Here is a 16,640-nt window from a genome sequence, read left to right on the forward strand (position 1 = left end):
AACTGATTTTTTCACTTTCTTATTCTTGCGAAGAAGAATCGTTAGATGATTCTGTAGAACCATTTGTTGATTTTTCTTCTTTCTTCGGTTCTTCTTTTTTGTCACTAGTTGAACCGCTAGTTGATTTCTCTTCTTTTTGAGACTTGTCTTCTGTTTTACTTTCTGGTTTCGTGCTCGTTGACTTTTCTTCTTTTTGAGATTTGTCATCAGCTTTTTTACCAGAAGCGTTCGTTGCCTTTGCAGCACCTGCATCAGCTTTAATTTCTGCTACTGACTTATTTAAGTAGCGCTCAGGGTTCACAGCCACATTGTCTTTACGTACTTCAAAGTGAACGTGAGAACCTGCTTCTTTATTCATTGCACTTAGACCAGATTTTCCTAATACTTCACCTTGTACAACTCGTGCACCTTTTTCTACTTTTACACTGCCTAAGCTTTGATAAGAAGCTGCTACACCATTTCCGCTATCAACTGTTACAACATAACCAAGAAGTGAATCTTTTTCAGCTTTCGTTACTGTACCACTTAAAGCAGCTGTAACATTGAATTCTTTTCCATTCTTCGCAGCAATGTCAATTCCTTTGTTTGGGGAATATGTGTTGTTATAAAAGACAAGTGCTTTTTCTTGTTCCGCCTCAGTTGCTGCATCTTCATAGAACTTCTTCTGTACAACTACTTCCGCATTAGCAGGAGCTGGCATTTTCACTACTTCTGAAGACTTCGTTACTGGTACTGCTGGATCTTCCGTTTGTGTATACGGCGTTGCTTGATCTTGGTTCGGAGTCTTCTTCGTATTAGCTCCTTGGAACCATAGCGCAACCATTAAAATTACCGCTGCACAAGCAATGTATAGTGCCGGAAATACCCATCTTTTTTGAAATAAATGTACTACCTTTTGCGACTTTTTATTATTTCTTCCTCGCATTCCATCATCACCTCAGCAATCATTTTGAACAATATTCACGCATCCTATACAACCTATAACTAATTACTTTTCGACAAAATCTGTAAAAATATGTATAGAAATTGTAAAATTTCCGAGGAAATGATTGAAAAAAGAAAAAACTGAGCGTTTTGGCTCAGTTTTTAGTCCATTTGTTTCTTTTTGTAAACCACCATACAAAGAATAATGGAAAGGACACACCAAATTATAATATTTATTAAATCACCACTAACAGTTGAAAATCCTTTTCCAGCCAGCAATTTCGGCATTGCGTCCGCAAGATGCTTCGTTGGAAGGAAATCGATTGCCTTTTTTACAAACTCACTTTTAATAAATCCACCTAACATTGGAGCTAGAAGAAAAACAAATAGAATCGGCATACCTACTACTGATGTTGACGCCGTTGTTTTAGCTATTAATCCAATCCCCGTACCTAACATAAGGAAGAAGAATATACCAACAAGTAAAAATAGAGCAATTAAAACCATATTCCCCTTTATTACACCTAAAATAGCAAAGTTACTAATACAAATTACGAATGTAATAAGAGCTGTTAATGCGCTTTTTCCTAGCAATACTTCTAATGTTGATGCTGGAGATAACATCATTACACGTAGCGTTTGTTTTTCTTTTTCCTCCGCAATTAAAGCTGCTTGAACAAAGCTTCCTACCATTGTTAAAGCCATTAAAGTTACCATATTAGCGATTTGCTCTTTCGGTCCATCCATCTGTTGATAAACAAAAGAAAATACGAGTGGCAGTGCCGCCATTACGAGTACAGATGCATTTGCTTTAATATCCTGTACCTCTTTTCGAAAAATAGCTGAAAATCGTCTCATTGAAAATGTCATTATAATCCCCTCCCAGTAACTTCAATAAAGATATCGCCTAGCGTTGGTTCGTGTGAATGAATGGATAGTAATTCGCCCTTTTTCATCCATTCTGAAATGCGTTTTGCACCTAATTCATCTTTTTGCACCACTTCTTTTTGCTTATCTTTTAATACGACTTGGATTTGGTCTTTTGCATATTGTAAGCGTAGGTTTTCTGGTGTATCAAGTGCTACAATTTCTCCACCGCATAGAAAGGCGATGCGATTACAGAGCGTCTCTGCTTCTTCCATATTGTGCGTCGTTAAGAAAATTGTCGTTCCTTCTTTATTTAAATCTTTTAAGATTTTATGAATGTTTTGTACGTTAACTGGATCGAGTGCAGATGTTGGTTCGTCTAAGAAGAGGATATCTGGTTTATGAAGGATTGCTCTTGCTAGTGTGACGCGCTGCTTCATTCCTTTTGATAGTTTCTTTACTAATGTTTTTTTATCATCTAATAGATTCACTTGCGCTAGCACTTCATCGATTCGTTCTTTTTTGCAACCATATAAGTCACAAAATAATAATAAGTTATCATAAATGCTAAGTCTCTCATATAAACCGCTGTTGTCTGTTAAAATACCAATTCGTTTATAATCGATGCTGCTTGGCCCTGTAATATCTTTCCCTAATACTCTTACCGTTCCAACGCTATGAAGTAATTGAGAAGTTAATATTTTTACTGTTGTCGTTTTTCCAGATCCACTCGGTCCGAGGAATCCAAAAATTTCTCCTTGCTTCACCTCAATATTTACATTTCGAAGTGCCGTTTTTTCATTGAAACTTTTCATTACATCTTTCATTTCAATTGCCAATGTCATCTCGTCAGCCCCTTTGTTTTTTTCTTTTATAGATGAAAGTCGCTTTAGCGCTTTTCGTTCGTTTGTTTGTTTCGCTTTTCTTGACTCAATCATATGAAAATCAAAGGGTTTACGCAGTAAAATACCGGTAAAAGGAGTATTTTTACCGATGAATGGATCGTATTTTGAGCTTATTGGAGCGAATTTTATAGCCCAATTACACCTTTCAACTCATCCATTCGTCCTTTCGAAAGCGGAATTGAACTTTTTCTTTCGTCGTCTAAAATTAAGCTGAAACTGTTACGAGTCCAAGTAATTACTTCTCGTACTCTTTGTAAATTCACAAGGTAAGAGCGATGACATCTAAAGAAACCAAAACCTGTTAATCTCGCTTCTAGTTCACTTAATGTTAATGCGCATACGAAATCCCCTTCACGAACGTGAATATGTGTTAACCCGTTTTGCGTTTCAATGAAATGGATTTCCATTGGGTCTAATAAAATGATTTTATCGTTTACTTTCGCTGGTATTCTTTCTAACTTCATTTGCGGAATCATTTGAACGACTTTTTCTTCATCGATCTCTTCTGCTTCCTCTTGTTCGATTTCTACTTTTTTCACACCATCATTGTTTAATATGTATACATCTTCTGTTAACGAAAGGGCATCAGATAGGAAAGATGATGTAATAAAAATCGCCTTTCCTTGCTCTTTCATTTTCATAATTGCTTTTCGAATCATAATCGTACTCTCTGTATCTACATTTTGCTCCGGCTCTTCCAAAATGACTAAATCCGGATTATGAATCATCACTCGCCCAATATGAAGACGACGTTTCTCTGAAAATGATAGTTTTTCTATTTTAACGTTTAATTTATCTAAGAGGCCGACATATTGTACAACTTCTTCTATACTCATATTCGATTCATACAGCCCTATTAAAAAATTAAAGTATTCCTTCACCTTCAAACGATCATATGCTTCATCTTTCAAAAAACAAAAGCCGATGCGAGAATAATTTCTCTTTCCAATCGCTTCACCTTCAAATAGCACATTGCCAGTTGAGGCTTCTTCCTGACCAATAATAATGCGGTGCAATACTTTAGCTGTATGGTTATTACATTGCAAAACAACACATTGCCCCTTCTCAACCTTCAGTTCAACTGCCGGTAACTGGTTCGTCTTCCCTAACTGTTTCAACTCCAGTAACGCCATTTTGTCTCCCCCAAATACTTTTTATCCTATTATACCAAACAATTAATGGAAAATTATGATATTTTAAACAAAAAAACAGGTGCCAGGAGACCCTGACACCTACTTCTTCACCATCAACTTACCTTCATAGTCGTTCATCGTCTTTATTTCAACGCCTTTATAGTAATGAGCGACGATATCTGTATATTTCTTGCCTTCTGCTGCCATGCCGTTCGCTCCGTATTGGCTCATACCAACGCCGTGGCCGAAGCCTTTCGTCGTAACGATGATTTTATCCCCTTGTTGTTTCCACGTGAAGTCGGAAGAACGTAAGTCTAACTTTTCACGAACTTCCTTTCCTGTTAATGTTTTTCCTTGAAATGCTACATCCTTTACGCGCTTTCCTTCCGTAAGATCTTTAATATTTCCAACTTTTCCGTCTGCTAGCACTTTCACACCGAGACGTTTTTGAAAGTCAGCTACGGTAAAGGTTTGCTCGCTCGTAAATTTCGGAGAGGCTTGATCCCACGGGCTATCTACGCTCTTTAAGTACGGATAATCATTTCCCCAATAATCAGCCGCATTTTCTGTCCGGCCATTACTCGTTGAGAAGAATGATGCTGAGATTGGCTTTCCGTCATACGTTAAAACTTGTCCTGCGGTTTTCGAAACAGCTTCTTCGATTTTCTTCAAATTATTTTCATAGTTATTGCCCCATTGTTTTTTCAATTCTTCTTTGCTTTTGTACACTTGATCTTTCACCGTATCTGTCACGTCCGCATTGTTTTTCTTACCTCCGCTTAGCATACGCTGGACTACAAATGTTCTCGCTGCTAATGCCTGCGCCTTTAGCGCCTCTATTTCAAAACTGGCATTCATCTCAGAAGCTACTACACCGGTCACATACTCCTCCATAGGCAATGATTCTACCTTCTTTTGTTTCTCACGATATACAGCAACTTGAACCGCTGTATCCACTTTCCCTGGAGCTGGTATACTTTCTATCGCTGGAGGAGTTTTAGAAGCTGCTTTTTCCTCTACTTTTGCTTTCGCAAACGGAATCACAAGAGCAGCAGGTACAATGATAACGAGCGCTATGAGAAGCGCTACTGTAATAAAAAGTGGCTTTGAAAATTTCATCTTATTTCCCCCAATATAAAAAAAGCTTTACTCCATTCATTCTTATGGAACAACTCTTTCTTTTAGAACATACTTAAGGGGGCCAATTTAAAACAAAAATTTTCTAAATATTTTTACTGGTACGTGCATAAGTATAGAATTTCTTGACTATAACAGTAATAAGCCCAAAAAAATAGCCCCTATGTCAAAAGACATAGAGACTATTTCAATTAAGCGTGAAGATCAGAAACTTCTTGTTCTTTCACTTCTTCTACTTTTTCATTTACACGTTCAATAGTTGCACCTAATGCAGCTAATTTCTTATGGAAGTTTACATAGCCACGGTCAAGATGTTTTAACTCAGTTACACGAGTGTAACCTTCTGACACTAAACCAGCTAAGATTAATGCAGCTGCAGCACGTAAATCAGTTGCTGCTACTTCAGCACCTTGTAAGCTGTTTGGACCGTTCATAATAACAGAACGACCTTCGATTTTAATATCAGCATTCATACGACGGAATTCTTCAACGTGCATAAAGCGGTTTTCGAATACCGTTTCTGTAATCATACTTGTTCCATCAGCTTGTAGTAATAATGCCATCATTTGTGATTGCATGTCTGTTGGGAAACCTGGGTGAGGCATAGTTTTAATATCAACCGCTTTTAACTTATCTGGGCCGATAACACGTACACCTTCATTTTCCTCAATAATTTTAACACCCATTTCTTCCATCTTCGCTGTAATTGAGCGTAAATGTTCAGGCACAGCATTTTCAATTAAGATGTCTCCACCAGTAATTGCCGCTGCAACCATGAATGTTCCCGCTTCAATACGGTCAGGAATAATAGAGTGGTTTGCACCATATAATTTATCAACGCCTTCGATACGAATCGTTCCAGTTCCAGCTCCGCGTACTTTCGCTCCCATCGCATTTAAGAAGTTAGCTAAGTCAACGATTTCTGGTTCTTTCGCTGCGTTTTCAAGGATTGTTGTCCCTTTTGCTAATGTAGCTGCAGACATAATGTTTTCTGTCGCGCCCACGCTTGGGAAGTCTAAATAAATTTTAGCTCCTTTTAGTTCTCCCTCAACGTATGCCTCAACAAAACCATTACCAACCTGTACTTTTGCTCCCATTGCTTCGAAGCCTTTTAAATGTTGGTCAATTGGACGTGAACCAATTGCACATCCACCAGGAAGTGCAATACGAGCACGACCGTTACGTGCTAATAAAGGTCCCATTACTTGAACAGATGCACGCATTTTACGTACATATTCAAATGGTGCTTCAATGTTTAGCTCTTTAGAAGCATCGATTGTTACTTGGTTATTTTCAAATACGACTTCAGCATTTAAATGACGTAATACCTCATTAATTGTGTATACATCAGACAAAACTGGTACTTCAGATAGTACATTCTTTCCATCACTCGCTAATAGGGCTGCAGCGATTATAGGTAATACAGCATTTTTTGCGCCCTCAACACGCACTGTGCCGTTTAACCGCTTTCCGCCACGGACGATGATCTTTTCCAAATTATTCCCCTCCGTGTCCTTTTTTCAGTATCTATTCACTCAATACTCAGAAGTTATGATCGGTGTGCCAACCACAATTGTATCTTTGTTGTCTGTAGAACGTATTGCTATTTGCACATTTATTTTCTCTCTATTTGTTGAAAGAGCGTCATCCCACTTTTTATTGTATGCGGAGACTGACACAAATGCTCTTTCTTCTATCTGTTCGATCGCTCTTGCTGAAAGATCTTTCAAAACCTGATTGGTTTTATTTTGCAAAACACCTTCAATCTTATCATTCAGTGCACCTTGAACACAAGTGTAAATTATAGGTTTTTTACTAAAAATTTTATTCGTTTTCTGAATGTACTTCGGGTCCCATTTTGCCCCGCTCACTTCAAAAATAATGAAAGTGTTTTCTTTAGTATTTTCCTTACTCCAAGTTACTACTACTCGTTCTTCATAAGAAGAAAACTTTTTATAGGATGTAGCTTTATATCCATCTGGAGATTGCTCTAATTCCCACTTTTGAATATTTGCCTTGTCCTTCACATCGTTTAACAACTTTTGAAACGTATGTATATTAGAAATCGTTTTTGTTTCTCGCGCTAGCCATGACCATTTCTCTACTTTAGCATCATTTTTCTCTACAGCTGCGATCATACTCTCCATCTTCTGTTCATCGCTCATTGGTTTCATCTCTCTATACCCAACCAAAAATAAAACAACACTTAATGCAACAACAAGAATGGCTTTAAGCTTCAATTTCATCCCCTCCTATCCCCATTGTTAACGGAGATATGAGGTTCTATACACTTACTTTACTAAATACGTTAAACTCTTTGAATAGCCTAAATAATCAAGGAAAAAGTTACTTACAGATGTCCCAATTGCAATTGTAATTAAGATAAGTAATACTCTCGTCTGCATCACCTTTCCAGGCTTCATTAAACGCTCAATGTGAATACCTTGTAAGGCCCACCACGTAATGGTAATAAACAATAAATGCGAAACGATAGCAATCAGTGCTTGTTGCCCTAAAAGATGTGCCAAAAAACCGACTCCTTTTTACCTAGCTACTACTTACGAAATCATATAAAAACGATACCATAATAAGTAGGAGCCACACTTTTTCAAACACAAATAAGCATCTTACATTTTACATCGTAATTTTCTTTTTAAAAGCGTATACTTATATGTATTTTCAATCGTAGTTCACACAAAATAAAAAGCGCAGAGTAACGACTCCACACCTTTTATTTTCACTATTGTACCACGTTCCCTAAGAAGAAGAAATCTTTCATTAATGGAAAATATTCATAAAAGAAATTGTACCCAACCATCGGCATAATCCCTAGTATTACAATTGAAATTGCGCAAAGGCTCATCACAACCTTTATATTGAGTGGCAAACGAATTTTCTCTTCTACTTCTCCCGTACGGAAAAACATTTGCTGTAAAATACGGAAATAATATACGAATGAAATGACTGTCGTCCCCATCATAATAGAAGCTAATACGTAATGAGCTGGCTCTACATGAAGTGCCCCTAAAAAGATGTTAATTTTCCCAATGAAACCAGCTGTTCCTGGTATCCCCGCTAACGATAAAATAAAAATCGTCATCACGATTGCTGTAAATGGCGACCTTTTATATAATCCGGTGAAAATGGTGATGTTTTCTTTATCGCTTTGTAAGATTAAGCCGTGGATAATTGCAAATGCGCCTATATTCATAAGCATATACGCAAGCATGTAAAACCACATGCTATCCATCGTAAATGGTGATAATGCTACAAGCGGTACGAGTAAATATCCTGCATGCGCGATTCCTGAATAAGCAAATAGGCGTTTTACGTTATATTGCTTTAATGCGACTACATTTCCAATAATCATCGTAATACTAGCTAGCACAGCGATGTATATGCTCATACGTCCGTATAGAGATTGCGTGTCTCCTTGCACCGATACACTTGCAAAAACCATGAGGAACAAACGAATAATGAGTAAGAACCCCGCAATTTTAGAAATCGTTCCAAGAAAAGCAGTAACAGGTGTAGCCGCCCCCTCATATACATCAGGCGCCCACATATGAAACGGCACTGTCGCAATTTTGAATGAGAGCCCAACGAGTAATAATAGAAATGCAAGAGCTAGCAATAACTGAATGCCACCAGCCAGTTCCCCAGCAAATACCTTTTGCATATCCACGATATTAGTTGATCCTGTAATGCCGTATAAATAACTCATTCCAAAGAGCGTAATTGCCGTTCCAATTCCTCCATTAATGACATATTTCATTGCTGCCTCATTTGATGCACGGTTCTTTTTTCGTATTCCTACTAAAATGTAGGAAGAAAGTGAAAGCAATTCTAAACCGACGAAAAGTGTAATGAAATCAACGCTAGAAGCCATAAACATCGCCCCAAGAAGCGCCATTAAAAATAAGTAATAATATTCTCCCTTATCTTCAATTGGATTTTTCTTATCATCACTCATTGCGATGCATAAAATGAGGGCCGCTCCGCCTAACAACAACGTTTTAAATCCTTTTGAAAATCCATCTAACACAAACGATCCATTTAAAATATCTCCTGCTGGTTCGCTATATAGCATAATTAGTGACACGATTGCTAATACGACCGCCGCGATTGCACCAAGCGCTGCGTATCTATGGTTCAGCTTAAAAAACAAATCACATATGGAAAGAAGGATGGCAGCCCCGAGAATAATGAATTCTGGCACCATGAGATGCCACGATAAGCTAAGTAACGTATTCATATCCATCCTACTTCACCCCCAATGTTTTCAATGTATTTTGAAGCGGATCCCCTAGTATTTCTGGCATTACGCCAATTGCAATAATGCAGAAGATAAGTAGCAATATAGGAACATACTCCCAACCGTGTATATCAGTTTTCGCTTCCCACTCTTTCTTACCAAATGTTACTTGAAGTGTTGCTCTTAATACGTATACAGCGGTTAAAATGATGCCAAGTACTCCGGCCGCTGCAACGACTGGCTCTCCTTGGAATAAACCGAGAAAGGCCAGAAATTCGCTAACAAATCCGGACATCCCCGGCAATCCAAGCGATGCCATTCCTCCCGCTAAGAAGAATCCGCTAAGTACCGGTACACTTTTTGCAAGTCCGCCAAGTGCTGTAATATCCGACGTTCCAAAACGCTGTTCTATAACACCAAGTAAGAAAAAGAGTAAGGCTGCAATTAAACCGTGCGAAACAACTTGGAATAGAGCGCCTTGTGTACCTGGTGCATTTAACGCCCCAAGGCCCATTAATACAATACCCATATGTGAAATACTAGAGTAAGCAAGCACCTTCCGGAAGTCCGTTTGAATGAGCGCTAAGAAGGCTCCGTACAATAAATTGATGACTCCTAAAATCGCAATGATCGTTGCAAACTCGCGAAAGTATTCCGGGAATAGTCCCTGTCCGAAGCGGATTATACCGTATGCTCCAATCTTCAGTAAAACACCTGCATGAAGCATAACTACAGCCGGATGTGCTTCAATATGTACATTGACCATCCAGCGATGTAACGGGAAAACGGGTAGTTTAATCGCAAAAGCGATCATTATGCTAAGAAACATGCCGAACTGTAAGCTACTTGAGACAGCCATTCCTCCGCCAGTACCTACACTCGTTAATATTTCTTTAAGCTCTGTAATATTGGTTGTACCTGTTTTCGCAAATAAAACCGAGAAAACGATAAGCAAAATAGCGGAGCCAATACCGTTATATATTAAATAACTATAAGCAGCCTTTTCACTCGACAATTTCCCCCACTTCCCAATTAATAAAAACATCGGCGGCAATGTAATTTCAAAGAAGATAAAGAACAACATTAAATTTTGAGCAGCGAAGACACCGAGCATCCCTATTTCTAACATGAGTAACAGCATATAAAATGCTTTCAAGTTTCTTTTAATAGTAAATGCTGCAATTGCTGCAAGCATCGCTAGAAGGGCCGTCAGTACCATCATAACGAGCGATAAACCATCAATACCAAGCTCGTAATAAATGGAAAACCACCTTTTATCCACCGCTGCAAAATCCCCAAATGTAATCCATTTCACTTTTTCATCAAATAGAGACAAACTCTTTCCAGAAGCATATGTACAAGCGAGGACGATAGCGATTCCGAATGGAAGCGCTGTTCCAAATAAACCGAGCGCTCGCACTGTACGCGATTCTTTTTTCGGTGTTAATGTAAGTAAGAGAATTCCTAAAAGCGGGGAAAAAATGAAGAACGTTAATAACAAATCATTCATCGTAAATCCCCTCCCGTATAGAGCAAAATAATGAAGAGTACTGCAAGTGAAACAGCTGTTACAGTCCCGTACACTTGTACATTTCCGTTTTGGAGTCTAGAGCCAATTGCACTTATCCCTTTCACTAAACTCCCTATTAAAACGGCAATTCCTTCGACTACATACACTTCAAATAGGCGAAGCACATGAGCGATTCCTTTCGTAATAGGAAGCACCGTCATATTGTATAGTTCATCCACATAATATTTTTCTTTCAAAAGTTTATAAAGAGGCGAGTCCTCGCCACCAGCCCAATCTCTAGAAATAGATTTCTTGCCATATATGACATATGCAAGAGCAATCCCAGTCAAAGAAACGAGCGTCGCAACAATCATAATCCAAACTGGTCCGTGCGCCTCTCGCACTTTAAACGCTACATCTTTCGTAAGCCAATCTCCGAGAAACGTTCCAAACCATGGTGTATTTATATAGCCTGCCACGACTGCAAGAACGCCAAGGACAATCATCGGATACGTCATGATGCGGGGCGATTCATGCACATCTTCCTTCGTCTTCGCTTCCCCCGTAAAGACAAGAAAGTATAGGCGGAACATGTAGAACGCTGTTAGGAATGCTGCAATTATCGCTAAGACGAATAAAACGTAATTGCCGTTCATCCAAGCTGCCGCTAAAATTTCATCTTTACTAAAGAAACCGGAAAGGAGTGGCACACCACTAATCGCAAGTGTACCGATTAAAAATAGTGCACCTGTTACTTTCATCTTCTTCTGTAAACCGCCCATTTTATTAATGTTTTGCGTATGCACTGCATGAATGACACTTCCTGCTGCCAAAAATAGTAATGCTTTAAAAAAAGCGTGTGTCGTTAAATGGAACACACCAGCTACATAACCGGCAGATCCTAGTGCAAGCATCATATACCCGAGCTGGCTAACTGTAGAATAAGCAAGTACTCTCTTTATATCCGTTTGTACAAGACCGATGGAAGCTGCAAAGATTGCAGTGAAGGCTCCAACAATTGCTACCGTCTGCATCGCCACCGCACTTGCTGAAAATAGTGGAAACATCGTTGCCACTAAATATACGCCAGCTGCGACCATCGTCGCCGCATGAATAAGTGCCGAAACAGGCGTCGGCCCTTCCATTGCATCTGGTAACCACGTATGAAGCGGGAACTGACCTGATTTCCCCATCGCCCCGATAAAAATTAATATCGCCGTTATTGTAATCATTGTCGGAGTCAGATCACCCGTATGAATCGCTCTAAAAATTGCGTCATATTCAAAACTACCTGCATGCCAGAAAATTAAGATCATCCCAATAAATAAACCGACATCTCCAATACGTGTCATAATAAAAGCCTTTTTTGCGGCAGCCTTCGCTTCTTCTTTAAAGAAATAAAAACCGATGAGTAAGAACGAACCAAGGCCGACTAACTCCCAAAATATATAAAGCTGTAATAAATTCGGTGATATAACAAGCCCGAGCATCGCAAATGTAAAGAGTCCTAAATAGGCATAAAAGGTTGGTAATCTTTCCTCACCTTTCATATAACCTTTCGAATACACGTGTACAAGTAAACTCACAAGCGTAACGATAAACAGCATTAAAGCTCCTAATGCAGTCACTTCAAAGCCAAATGATATATCAATATCTCCAGCTCTAAGCCATATCCACTTATGCTTCACTGGTACTGTCGAAAACCGTTCTATTAATACCAGTACCGCAAATATAAAGGAGAGAAAGACGAAGAAAATACTAAGTACACTGCTTCCTTCTCTAATTTTCTTCCCGAATATAATTAATAACAAAAATGAAACAAGCGGGAAAAGCGGTATGAGCCATGCATAATCGATCATTGTTTCCTTCCCCCTTTTCGGTCACAATGTTATCCTTTAAGCGTATCCATTTCATCTACATGAACTGTCGTACGATTACGATATAAAGCAATTAAAATGGCGAGTCCTACCGCCGCCTCCGCTGCTGCTACGGCCATCGTAAACAGAGAGAAAATTTGCCCTGTTAAATTTGGGAACAAACCTAATTTACTAAACGCTACTAAGTTTAAATTGGCTGCGTTCAGCATTAATTCAATACAAACTAATACAATCACTGTATTGCGCTTCGTTAAAGCTCCAAATAAACCGATGCAAAATAAAATAATCGCAAGCGTTAAATACGCAGAAACAGGAACGCTACTCATTGGAATCCTCCTCTTTCTCATCCTTCTTCGCAAGAATAATTGCGCCAACAAGTGCTACAAGTAAAATAACTGAAGTTAGCTCAAATGGAATAATATATTTTGAATAGAGAAGTGTACCGATTTGAAGTGTGTTTTTTTCATGGAGAGGTAAACTTCCTTGTGTGCTTTCATTTGCAAAATCAATACTGTTAACAGCGAAATACATAACTGCCCCAAATGCTACAACCGCAAAGAAGATAATCCATTTTCGAAGAGTAAGACGTGATTCATTTTCTGCGTTATGTTTCGTTAACATAATGCCAAAAATCATAATAATTGTGATCGCACCCGAGTAAAGTAAAATTTGTGCAACCCCGATAAATTCAGCTGATAAAAGAAAGTACAAACCTGCAATGCTAAGAAATGTTAGAACGAGAGCTAGCATCATATGCATGACCTTCGTTAAATTCAACATAAGAACGCCGCCGATAATTGCAGACAAGGATAGTATAAAGAATGCTATAAACTCGCCATTCATGCTTTATTCTCCTTCCTGACATTTTCGTCGTTTTCATCAAGCCACTGCAAATTTTTGAATAAGTCATCCCGTGAATATTCCGCGAGTTCAAAGTTATTTGTCATAACAATCGCCTCTGTCGGACAAACTTCTGTACATAAATCACAAAGAATACAAATTTCAAAATTAATATCGTACGTGTCGATAATTTTTCCTTTTTTCGTAGGATCCGGATGTTTTTTCCCCGTTAACTGAATACAGTCTGTCGGACAAATATTGGAGCACTGGTTACAAACAATACACTTTTCTGGATAAAACTTTTGAATCCCTCGAAAACGATCTGGCAATGGCAATGGTTGATTCGGATAATCATACGTCACCTTCTTTTTACTCAAATTGCTTAATGTATATTTTAGTCCTTTAAATAGCCCTTTCATCTCTTACTGGCACCCCCCTCATAGATTAGAAGAATAACTCCTTAATCAATGCCGTTAAGAAAATATTTGCAAGTGCAATTGGCAATAATACTTTCCAGCCAAACTCCATTAACTGATCACCTCTTATACGCGGAAACGTAACGCGGAACCAAATTAATAGAAAAACTACACTGCTAAACTTTAAAGCAAACCATACGGCACCTGGGATGAATCCAAGGAACATAACTGGATTCCATCCGCCTAAAAAGAGCACAGTAATTAAAGATGCCATCCCGAAGAAATATACGTACTCTGAAAGCATGAAAAACGCCCAGCGAAACCCTGAGTATTCCGTATGATATCCAGAAACAAGCTCCGACTCAGCTTCTGGTAAATCAAACGGCGTCCTATTTAACTCTGCTACCGCCGCGATTAAAAATACGACGAAACCGATTGGTTGCACGAAAATGTACCAAACATTCTCCTGCGCTGCTACGATTTCATTTAAATTTAGGCTACCAGCTAACAAAACGATTCCGATTACACTCATTACGAGCGGAATTTCATAAGAAATCATTTGCGCCGCTGCACGCATCCCCCCTAAAAGGGAATATTTATTATTCGATGCCCATCCTCCGGTTACGACGCCAATCGTCGTAATGCCAGAAACAGCAATGTAATACAGTAAGCCTACGCCAATATCCGCGAACTGAAATTTATCAGTAAATGGGATAACTGCAAGAACCATAAATGCTGGCGCGAATGCAATAACAGGTGCTAATATAAACAACGGTTTATCTGCCGCCTTCGGAATACTATCCTCTTTCAGTAATAGTTTTAAAACATCGGCTACCGTTTGCAGCAGACCAAACCGGCCTCCTACTTGATTTGGTCCAATCCGCCCTTGCATAAAACCCATCACTTTCCGTTCTGCCAAAATACCATATGTAACGAAGCCAAGGACTGCAAATAATAGGAGCACCGCTAATCCGAAAAAAATGAAGAAATTCGTCCAGCTAGAAGGTGATTGTAAGAGCGTTTCAATCATTAGCCATCAACCTCCCCAAGTACAATATCCACTCCACCTAAAATCGTAATTAAATTGGCGATGTTTTCACCTTTCAATAACTTCGGTAAAATTTGCAAATTGTAAAAAGACGGCCTGCGAAACTTCAAACGGTATGGCTCTTTCTTTCCGTCACTAGCAATATAGCAACCAATTTCTCCTCGCGGCGACTCTATACGGACGAAAGCTTCCCCTTTAGGAGCCTTAATAATCTTCGGTACTTTCGCAAGTACTGCTCCTTCTTTCGGGAATTGCTGGACAGCTTGCTCGACAATTTTTAACGCCTCCTCAATTTCCTTCATGCGGCAAACGTAGCGATCCCAAGCATCCCCCACGCTCCCAACAGGAATATCGAAATCAAAACGGTCGTAAATGGAGTACGGTTCATCCTTGCGAAGATCCCAGTTTACTCCGGTGCACCGCAAATTTGCTCCGCTTAAAGAATATGAAATTGCATCTTCTTCGCTATATATACCAACGCCTTTTACACGATTTAAGAAAATCTCATTGCCACTAACGAGATCATGGTAACCCGCCAATTGCTCTCTCATATACGGAACAAATTCTTCCACTTTTTCAATCCAACCGTCCGGCGCATCCCACTTTACACCGCCGACTCTCATATAGTTAAAAGTAAGCCGGGCACCGCATAATTCGTTTAATAAATTAATAATCATCTCCCGCTCACGGAATGCGTATAAAAACGGGCTGACCGCTCCTATATCGAGAAGATTTGTCCCCCACCAAACGAGATGACTCGCAATCCTTCCAAGTTCCATTGCAAGTACTCGCAAGTATTCAGCTCGCTCTGGGATTTCAAGCCCCATCATCGTCTCTACAGCGTGGCAAATGACGTAATTATTCGTCATAGCCGATAAATAGTCCATCCGATCTGTATAAGGGATAATTTGCGTATACTGTAAGCTCTCTGCAATCTTTTCGGTCCCGCGATGCAAATATCCAATAACCGGTGTAGCTTCTTTAATAATTTCCCCGTCAATTTTAATAACAAGCCTGAACACACCGTGTGTACTCGGATGCTGAGGACCTACATTCAAAAGCATTTCTTCCGTACGGATCATTTAGCTACACCTCCACATCATACGGTTCATAATCTTTTCTAAGCGGATGACCTATCCAATCATCGGGCATTAAAATACGCGATAAATTCGGATGTCCCTTAAATACAATGCCGAGCAAATCATACGCTTCTCGCTCTGGCCAGTCCGCCCCTCTCCAAAGCGCTGTCACTGATTCTACTTGCGGCGCTTCCCTATCCAGCTTCACCTTCACCGCTACTGACTGTTTCTTTCCATATGAAAATAAATGAACATACACTTCCATATGTGTCACAAAATCCGTCGCATGTAACTCTGACATATAATCAAATGCAAGTTCCTCATGGGATCGCAGTAACTCCATTACTTCATAATATTTTGAGGGCTCCACTACAAGAGTTGGCACATCTTTGGAAAGTTTATTAATGTAGCAATCTACTAATGTATCCTCTCCTATTTTTCCTTTAATAACTTCAACATACTGATTTAAATACGGTTGATTCACAGATGGCTCTTCCTGCTTCGCTTCCTCTTCCTTCTTACCTTCAGCACCCTTCGTCTTCGCCCTTGCAGCCGCTGCCGCTTTCGCCTTCGCTGCTGCAATTGCCTTCGCCTTTTCATCTCCCGAATCCCCATCACCTTGCGAAGCTTTCTGCTTTGCTAGCGCCGC

Annotated in this window: 17 protein-coding genes; all 17 read right to left on the reverse strand. The window is 39.3% G+C overall.

The window, feature by feature from the left end:
- Positions 1-19: 19 nt before the first annotated feature.
- Positions 20-925: a stage II sporulation protein SpoIIQ gene (locus tag MR079_RS23655; protein ID WP_098214902.1), complete on the reverse strand. Its 906-nt coding sequence runs from the start codon at positions 923-925 to the stop codon at positions 20-22.
- A 161-nt stretch (positions 926-1,086) separates the two neighbouring features.
- Positions 1,087-1,794 carry an ABC transporter permease gene (locus tag MR079_RS23660; RefSeq protein ID WP_139868466.1) on the reverse strand — a complete coding sequence of 236 codons (708 nt, stop codon included), beginning with the start codon at positions 1,792-1,794 and terminating at the stop codon, positions 1,087-1,089.
- A complete protein-coding gene (locus MR079_RS23665; RefSeq protein ID WP_242294750.1) occupies positions 1,794-2,636 on the reverse strand; it encodes an ABC transporter ATP-binding protein in 843 nt (280 codons plus the stop codon). Before MR079_RS23665 ends, MR079_RS23660 begins: the two co-directional genes overlap by 1 nt.
- A 185-nt stretch (positions 2,637-2,821) precedes the next feature.
- Positions 2,822-3,829 (reverse strand): LytTR family transcriptional regulator DNA-binding domain-containing protein, encoded by a 1,008-nt coding sequence (locus MR079_RS23670; RefSeq protein ID WP_139868468.1) that lies wholly within the window; start codon positions 3,827-3,829, stop codon positions 2,822-2,824.
- A 99-nt stretch (positions 3,830-3,928) separates the two neighbouring features.
- A complete protein-coding gene (spoIID, locus tag MR079_RS23675; protein WP_000672636.1) occupies positions 3,929-4,948 on the reverse strand; it encodes a stage II sporulation protein D in 1,020 nt (339 codons plus the stop codon).
- A gap of 209 nt (positions 4,949-5,157) precedes the next feature.
- Positions 5,158-6,462 carry a UDP-N-acetylglucosamine 1-carboxyvinyltransferase gene (murA, locus tag MR079_RS23680; protein ID WP_000411263.1) on the reverse strand — a complete coding sequence of 435 codons (1,305 nt, stop codon included), beginning with the start codon at positions 6,460-6,462 and terminating at the stop codon, positions 5,158-5,160.
- A 39-nt stretch (positions 6,463-6,501) separates the two neighbouring features.
- Positions 6,502-7,206, reverse strand: a complete 705-nt coding sequence (locus MR079_RS23685; RefSeq protein ID WP_396022967.1) for a YwmB family TATA-box binding protein — start codon at positions 7,204-7,206, stop codon at positions 6,502-6,504.
- Positions 7,207-7,257: 51 nt separating this feature from the next.
- On the reverse strand, positions 7,258-7,494 hold the full coding sequence (locus MR079_RS23690) for a DUF1146 family protein (RefSeq protein WP_000940742.1): 237 nt from the start codon (positions 7,492-7,494) through the stop codon (positions 7,258-7,260).
- 212 nt (positions 7,495-7,706) lie between these two features.
- Entirely contained in the window at positions 7,707-9,221 is a 1,515-nt protein-coding gene (gene nuoN / locus MR079_RS23695) for an NADH-quinone oxidoreductase subunit NuoN (protein WP_396022968.1), read from the reverse strand.
- Between the two features lie 7 nt (positions 9,222-9,228).
- Positions 9,229-10,731, reverse strand: a complete 1,503-nt coding sequence (locus MR079_RS23700; protein WP_242294754.1) for an NADH-quinone oxidoreductase subunit M — start codon at positions 10,729-10,731, stop codon at positions 9,229-9,231.
- Entirely contained in the window at positions 10,728-12,590 is a 1,863-nt protein-coding gene (gene nuoL, locus MR079_RS23705) for an NADH-quinone oxidoreductase subunit L (RefSeq protein WP_242294756.1), read from the reverse strand. The genes MR079_RS23700 and nuoL overlap by 4 nt, the downstream gene beginning before the upstream one ends.
- Before the next feature lie 29 nt (positions 12,591-12,619).
- Entirely contained in the window at positions 12,620-12,934 is a 315-nt protein-coding gene (gene nuoK / locus MR079_RS23710; RefSeq protein ID WP_222661282.1) for an NADH-quinone oxidoreductase subunit NuoK, read from the reverse strand.
- Positions 12,927-13,451 carry an NADH-quinone oxidoreductase subunit J gene (locus MR079_RS23715; RefSeq protein ID WP_139868480.1) on the reverse strand — a complete coding sequence of 175 codons (525 nt, stop codon included), beginning with the start codon at positions 13,449-13,451 and terminating at the stop codon, positions 12,927-12,929. The genes nuoK and MR079_RS23715 overlap by 8 nt, the downstream gene beginning before the upstream one ends.
- Positions 13,448-13,867, reverse strand: a complete 420-nt coding sequence (gene nuoI / locus MR079_RS23720; protein ID WP_000677191.1) for an NADH-quinone oxidoreductase subunit NuoI — start codon at positions 13,865-13,867, stop codon at positions 13,448-13,450. Before nuoI ends, MR079_RS23715 begins: the two co-directional genes overlap by 4 nt.
- Positions 13,868-13,892: 25 nt before the next feature.
- Complete coding sequence (gene nuoH / locus MR079_RS23725) at positions 13,893-14,894, reverse strand: NADH-quinone oxidoreductase subunit NuoH (protein ID WP_000573430.1); 1,002 nt, start codon at positions 14,892-14,894, stop codon at positions 13,893-13,895.
- Positions 14,894-15,994: an NADH-quinone oxidoreductase subunit NuoD gene (gene nuoD, locus MR079_RS23730; RefSeq protein ID WP_242294757.1), complete on the reverse strand. Its 1,101-nt coding sequence runs from the start codon at positions 15,992-15,994 to the stop codon at positions 14,894-14,896. Before nuoD ends, nuoH begins: the two co-directional genes overlap by 1 nt.
- A 4-nt stretch (positions 15,995-15,998) precedes the next feature.
- Positions 15,999-16,640, reverse strand: a 642-nt coding sequence (locus MR079_RS23735; RefSeq protein ID WP_242294758.1) for an NADH-quinone oxidoreductase subunit C, incomplete at its 5' end; no start/stop codon positions are given.

The sequence above is a fragment of the Bacillus cereus group sp. BfR-BA-01381 genome, from assembly GCF_022663555.1.
GTDB classification, from domain to species: Bacteria; Bacillota; Bacilli; order Bacillales; family Bacillaceae_G; genus Bacillus_A; species Bacillus_A pacificus.

Bases quoted from the DNA above. Each gene is read 5' to 3' on its own strand.
- MR079_RS23655 (WP_098214902.1), bottom strand. From the start codon at position 925: ATGCGAGGAAGAAATAATAAAAAGTCGCAAAAGGTAGTACATTTATTT.
- MR079_RS23660 (WP_139868466.1), bottom strand. From the start codon at position 1,794: ATGACATTTTCAATGAGACGATTTTCAGCTATTTTTCGAAAAGAGGTA.
- MR079_RS23665 (WP_242294750.1), bottom strand. From the start codon at position 2,636: ATGACATTGGCAATTGAAATGAAAGATGTAATGAAAAGTTTCAATGAA.
- MR079_RS23670 (WP_139868468.1), bottom strand. From the start codon at position 3,829: ATGGCGTTACTGGAGTTGAAACAGTTAGGGAAGACGAACCAGTTACCG.
- spoIID (WP_000672636.1), bottom strand. From the start codon at position 4,948: ATGAAATTTTCAAAGCCACTTTTTATTACAGTAGCGCTTCTCATAGCG.
- nuoN (WP_396022968.1), bottom strand. From the start codon at position 9,221: ATGAATACGTTACTTAGCTTATCGTGGCATCTCATGGTGCCAGAATTC.
- MR079_RS23700 (WP_242294754.1), bottom strand. From the start codon at position 10,731: ATGAATGATTTGTTATTAACGTTCTTCATTTTTTCCCCGCTTTTAGGA.
- nuoL (WP_242294756.1), bottom strand. From the start codon at position 12,590: ATGATCGATTATGCATGGCTCATACCGCTTTTCCCGCTTGTTTCATTT.
- nuoK (WP_222661282.1), bottom strand. From the start codon at position 12,934: ATGAGTAGCGTTCCTGTTTCTGCGTATTTAACGCTTGCGATTATTTTA.
- MR079_RS23715 (WP_139868480.1), bottom strand. From the start codon at position 13,451: ATGAATGGCGAGTTTATAGCATTCTTTATACTATCCTTGTCTGCAATT.
- nuoI (WP_000677191.1), bottom strand. From the start codon at position 13,867: ATGAAAGGGCTATTTAAAGGACTAAAATATACATTAAGCAATTTGAGT.
- nuoH (WP_000573430.1), bottom strand. From the start codon at position 14,894: ATGATTGAAACGCTCTTACAATCACCTTCTAGCTGGACGAATTTCTTC.
- nuoD (WP_242294757.1), bottom strand. From the start codon at position 15,994: ATGATCCGTACGGAAGAAATGCTTTTGAATGTAGGTCCTCAGCATCCG.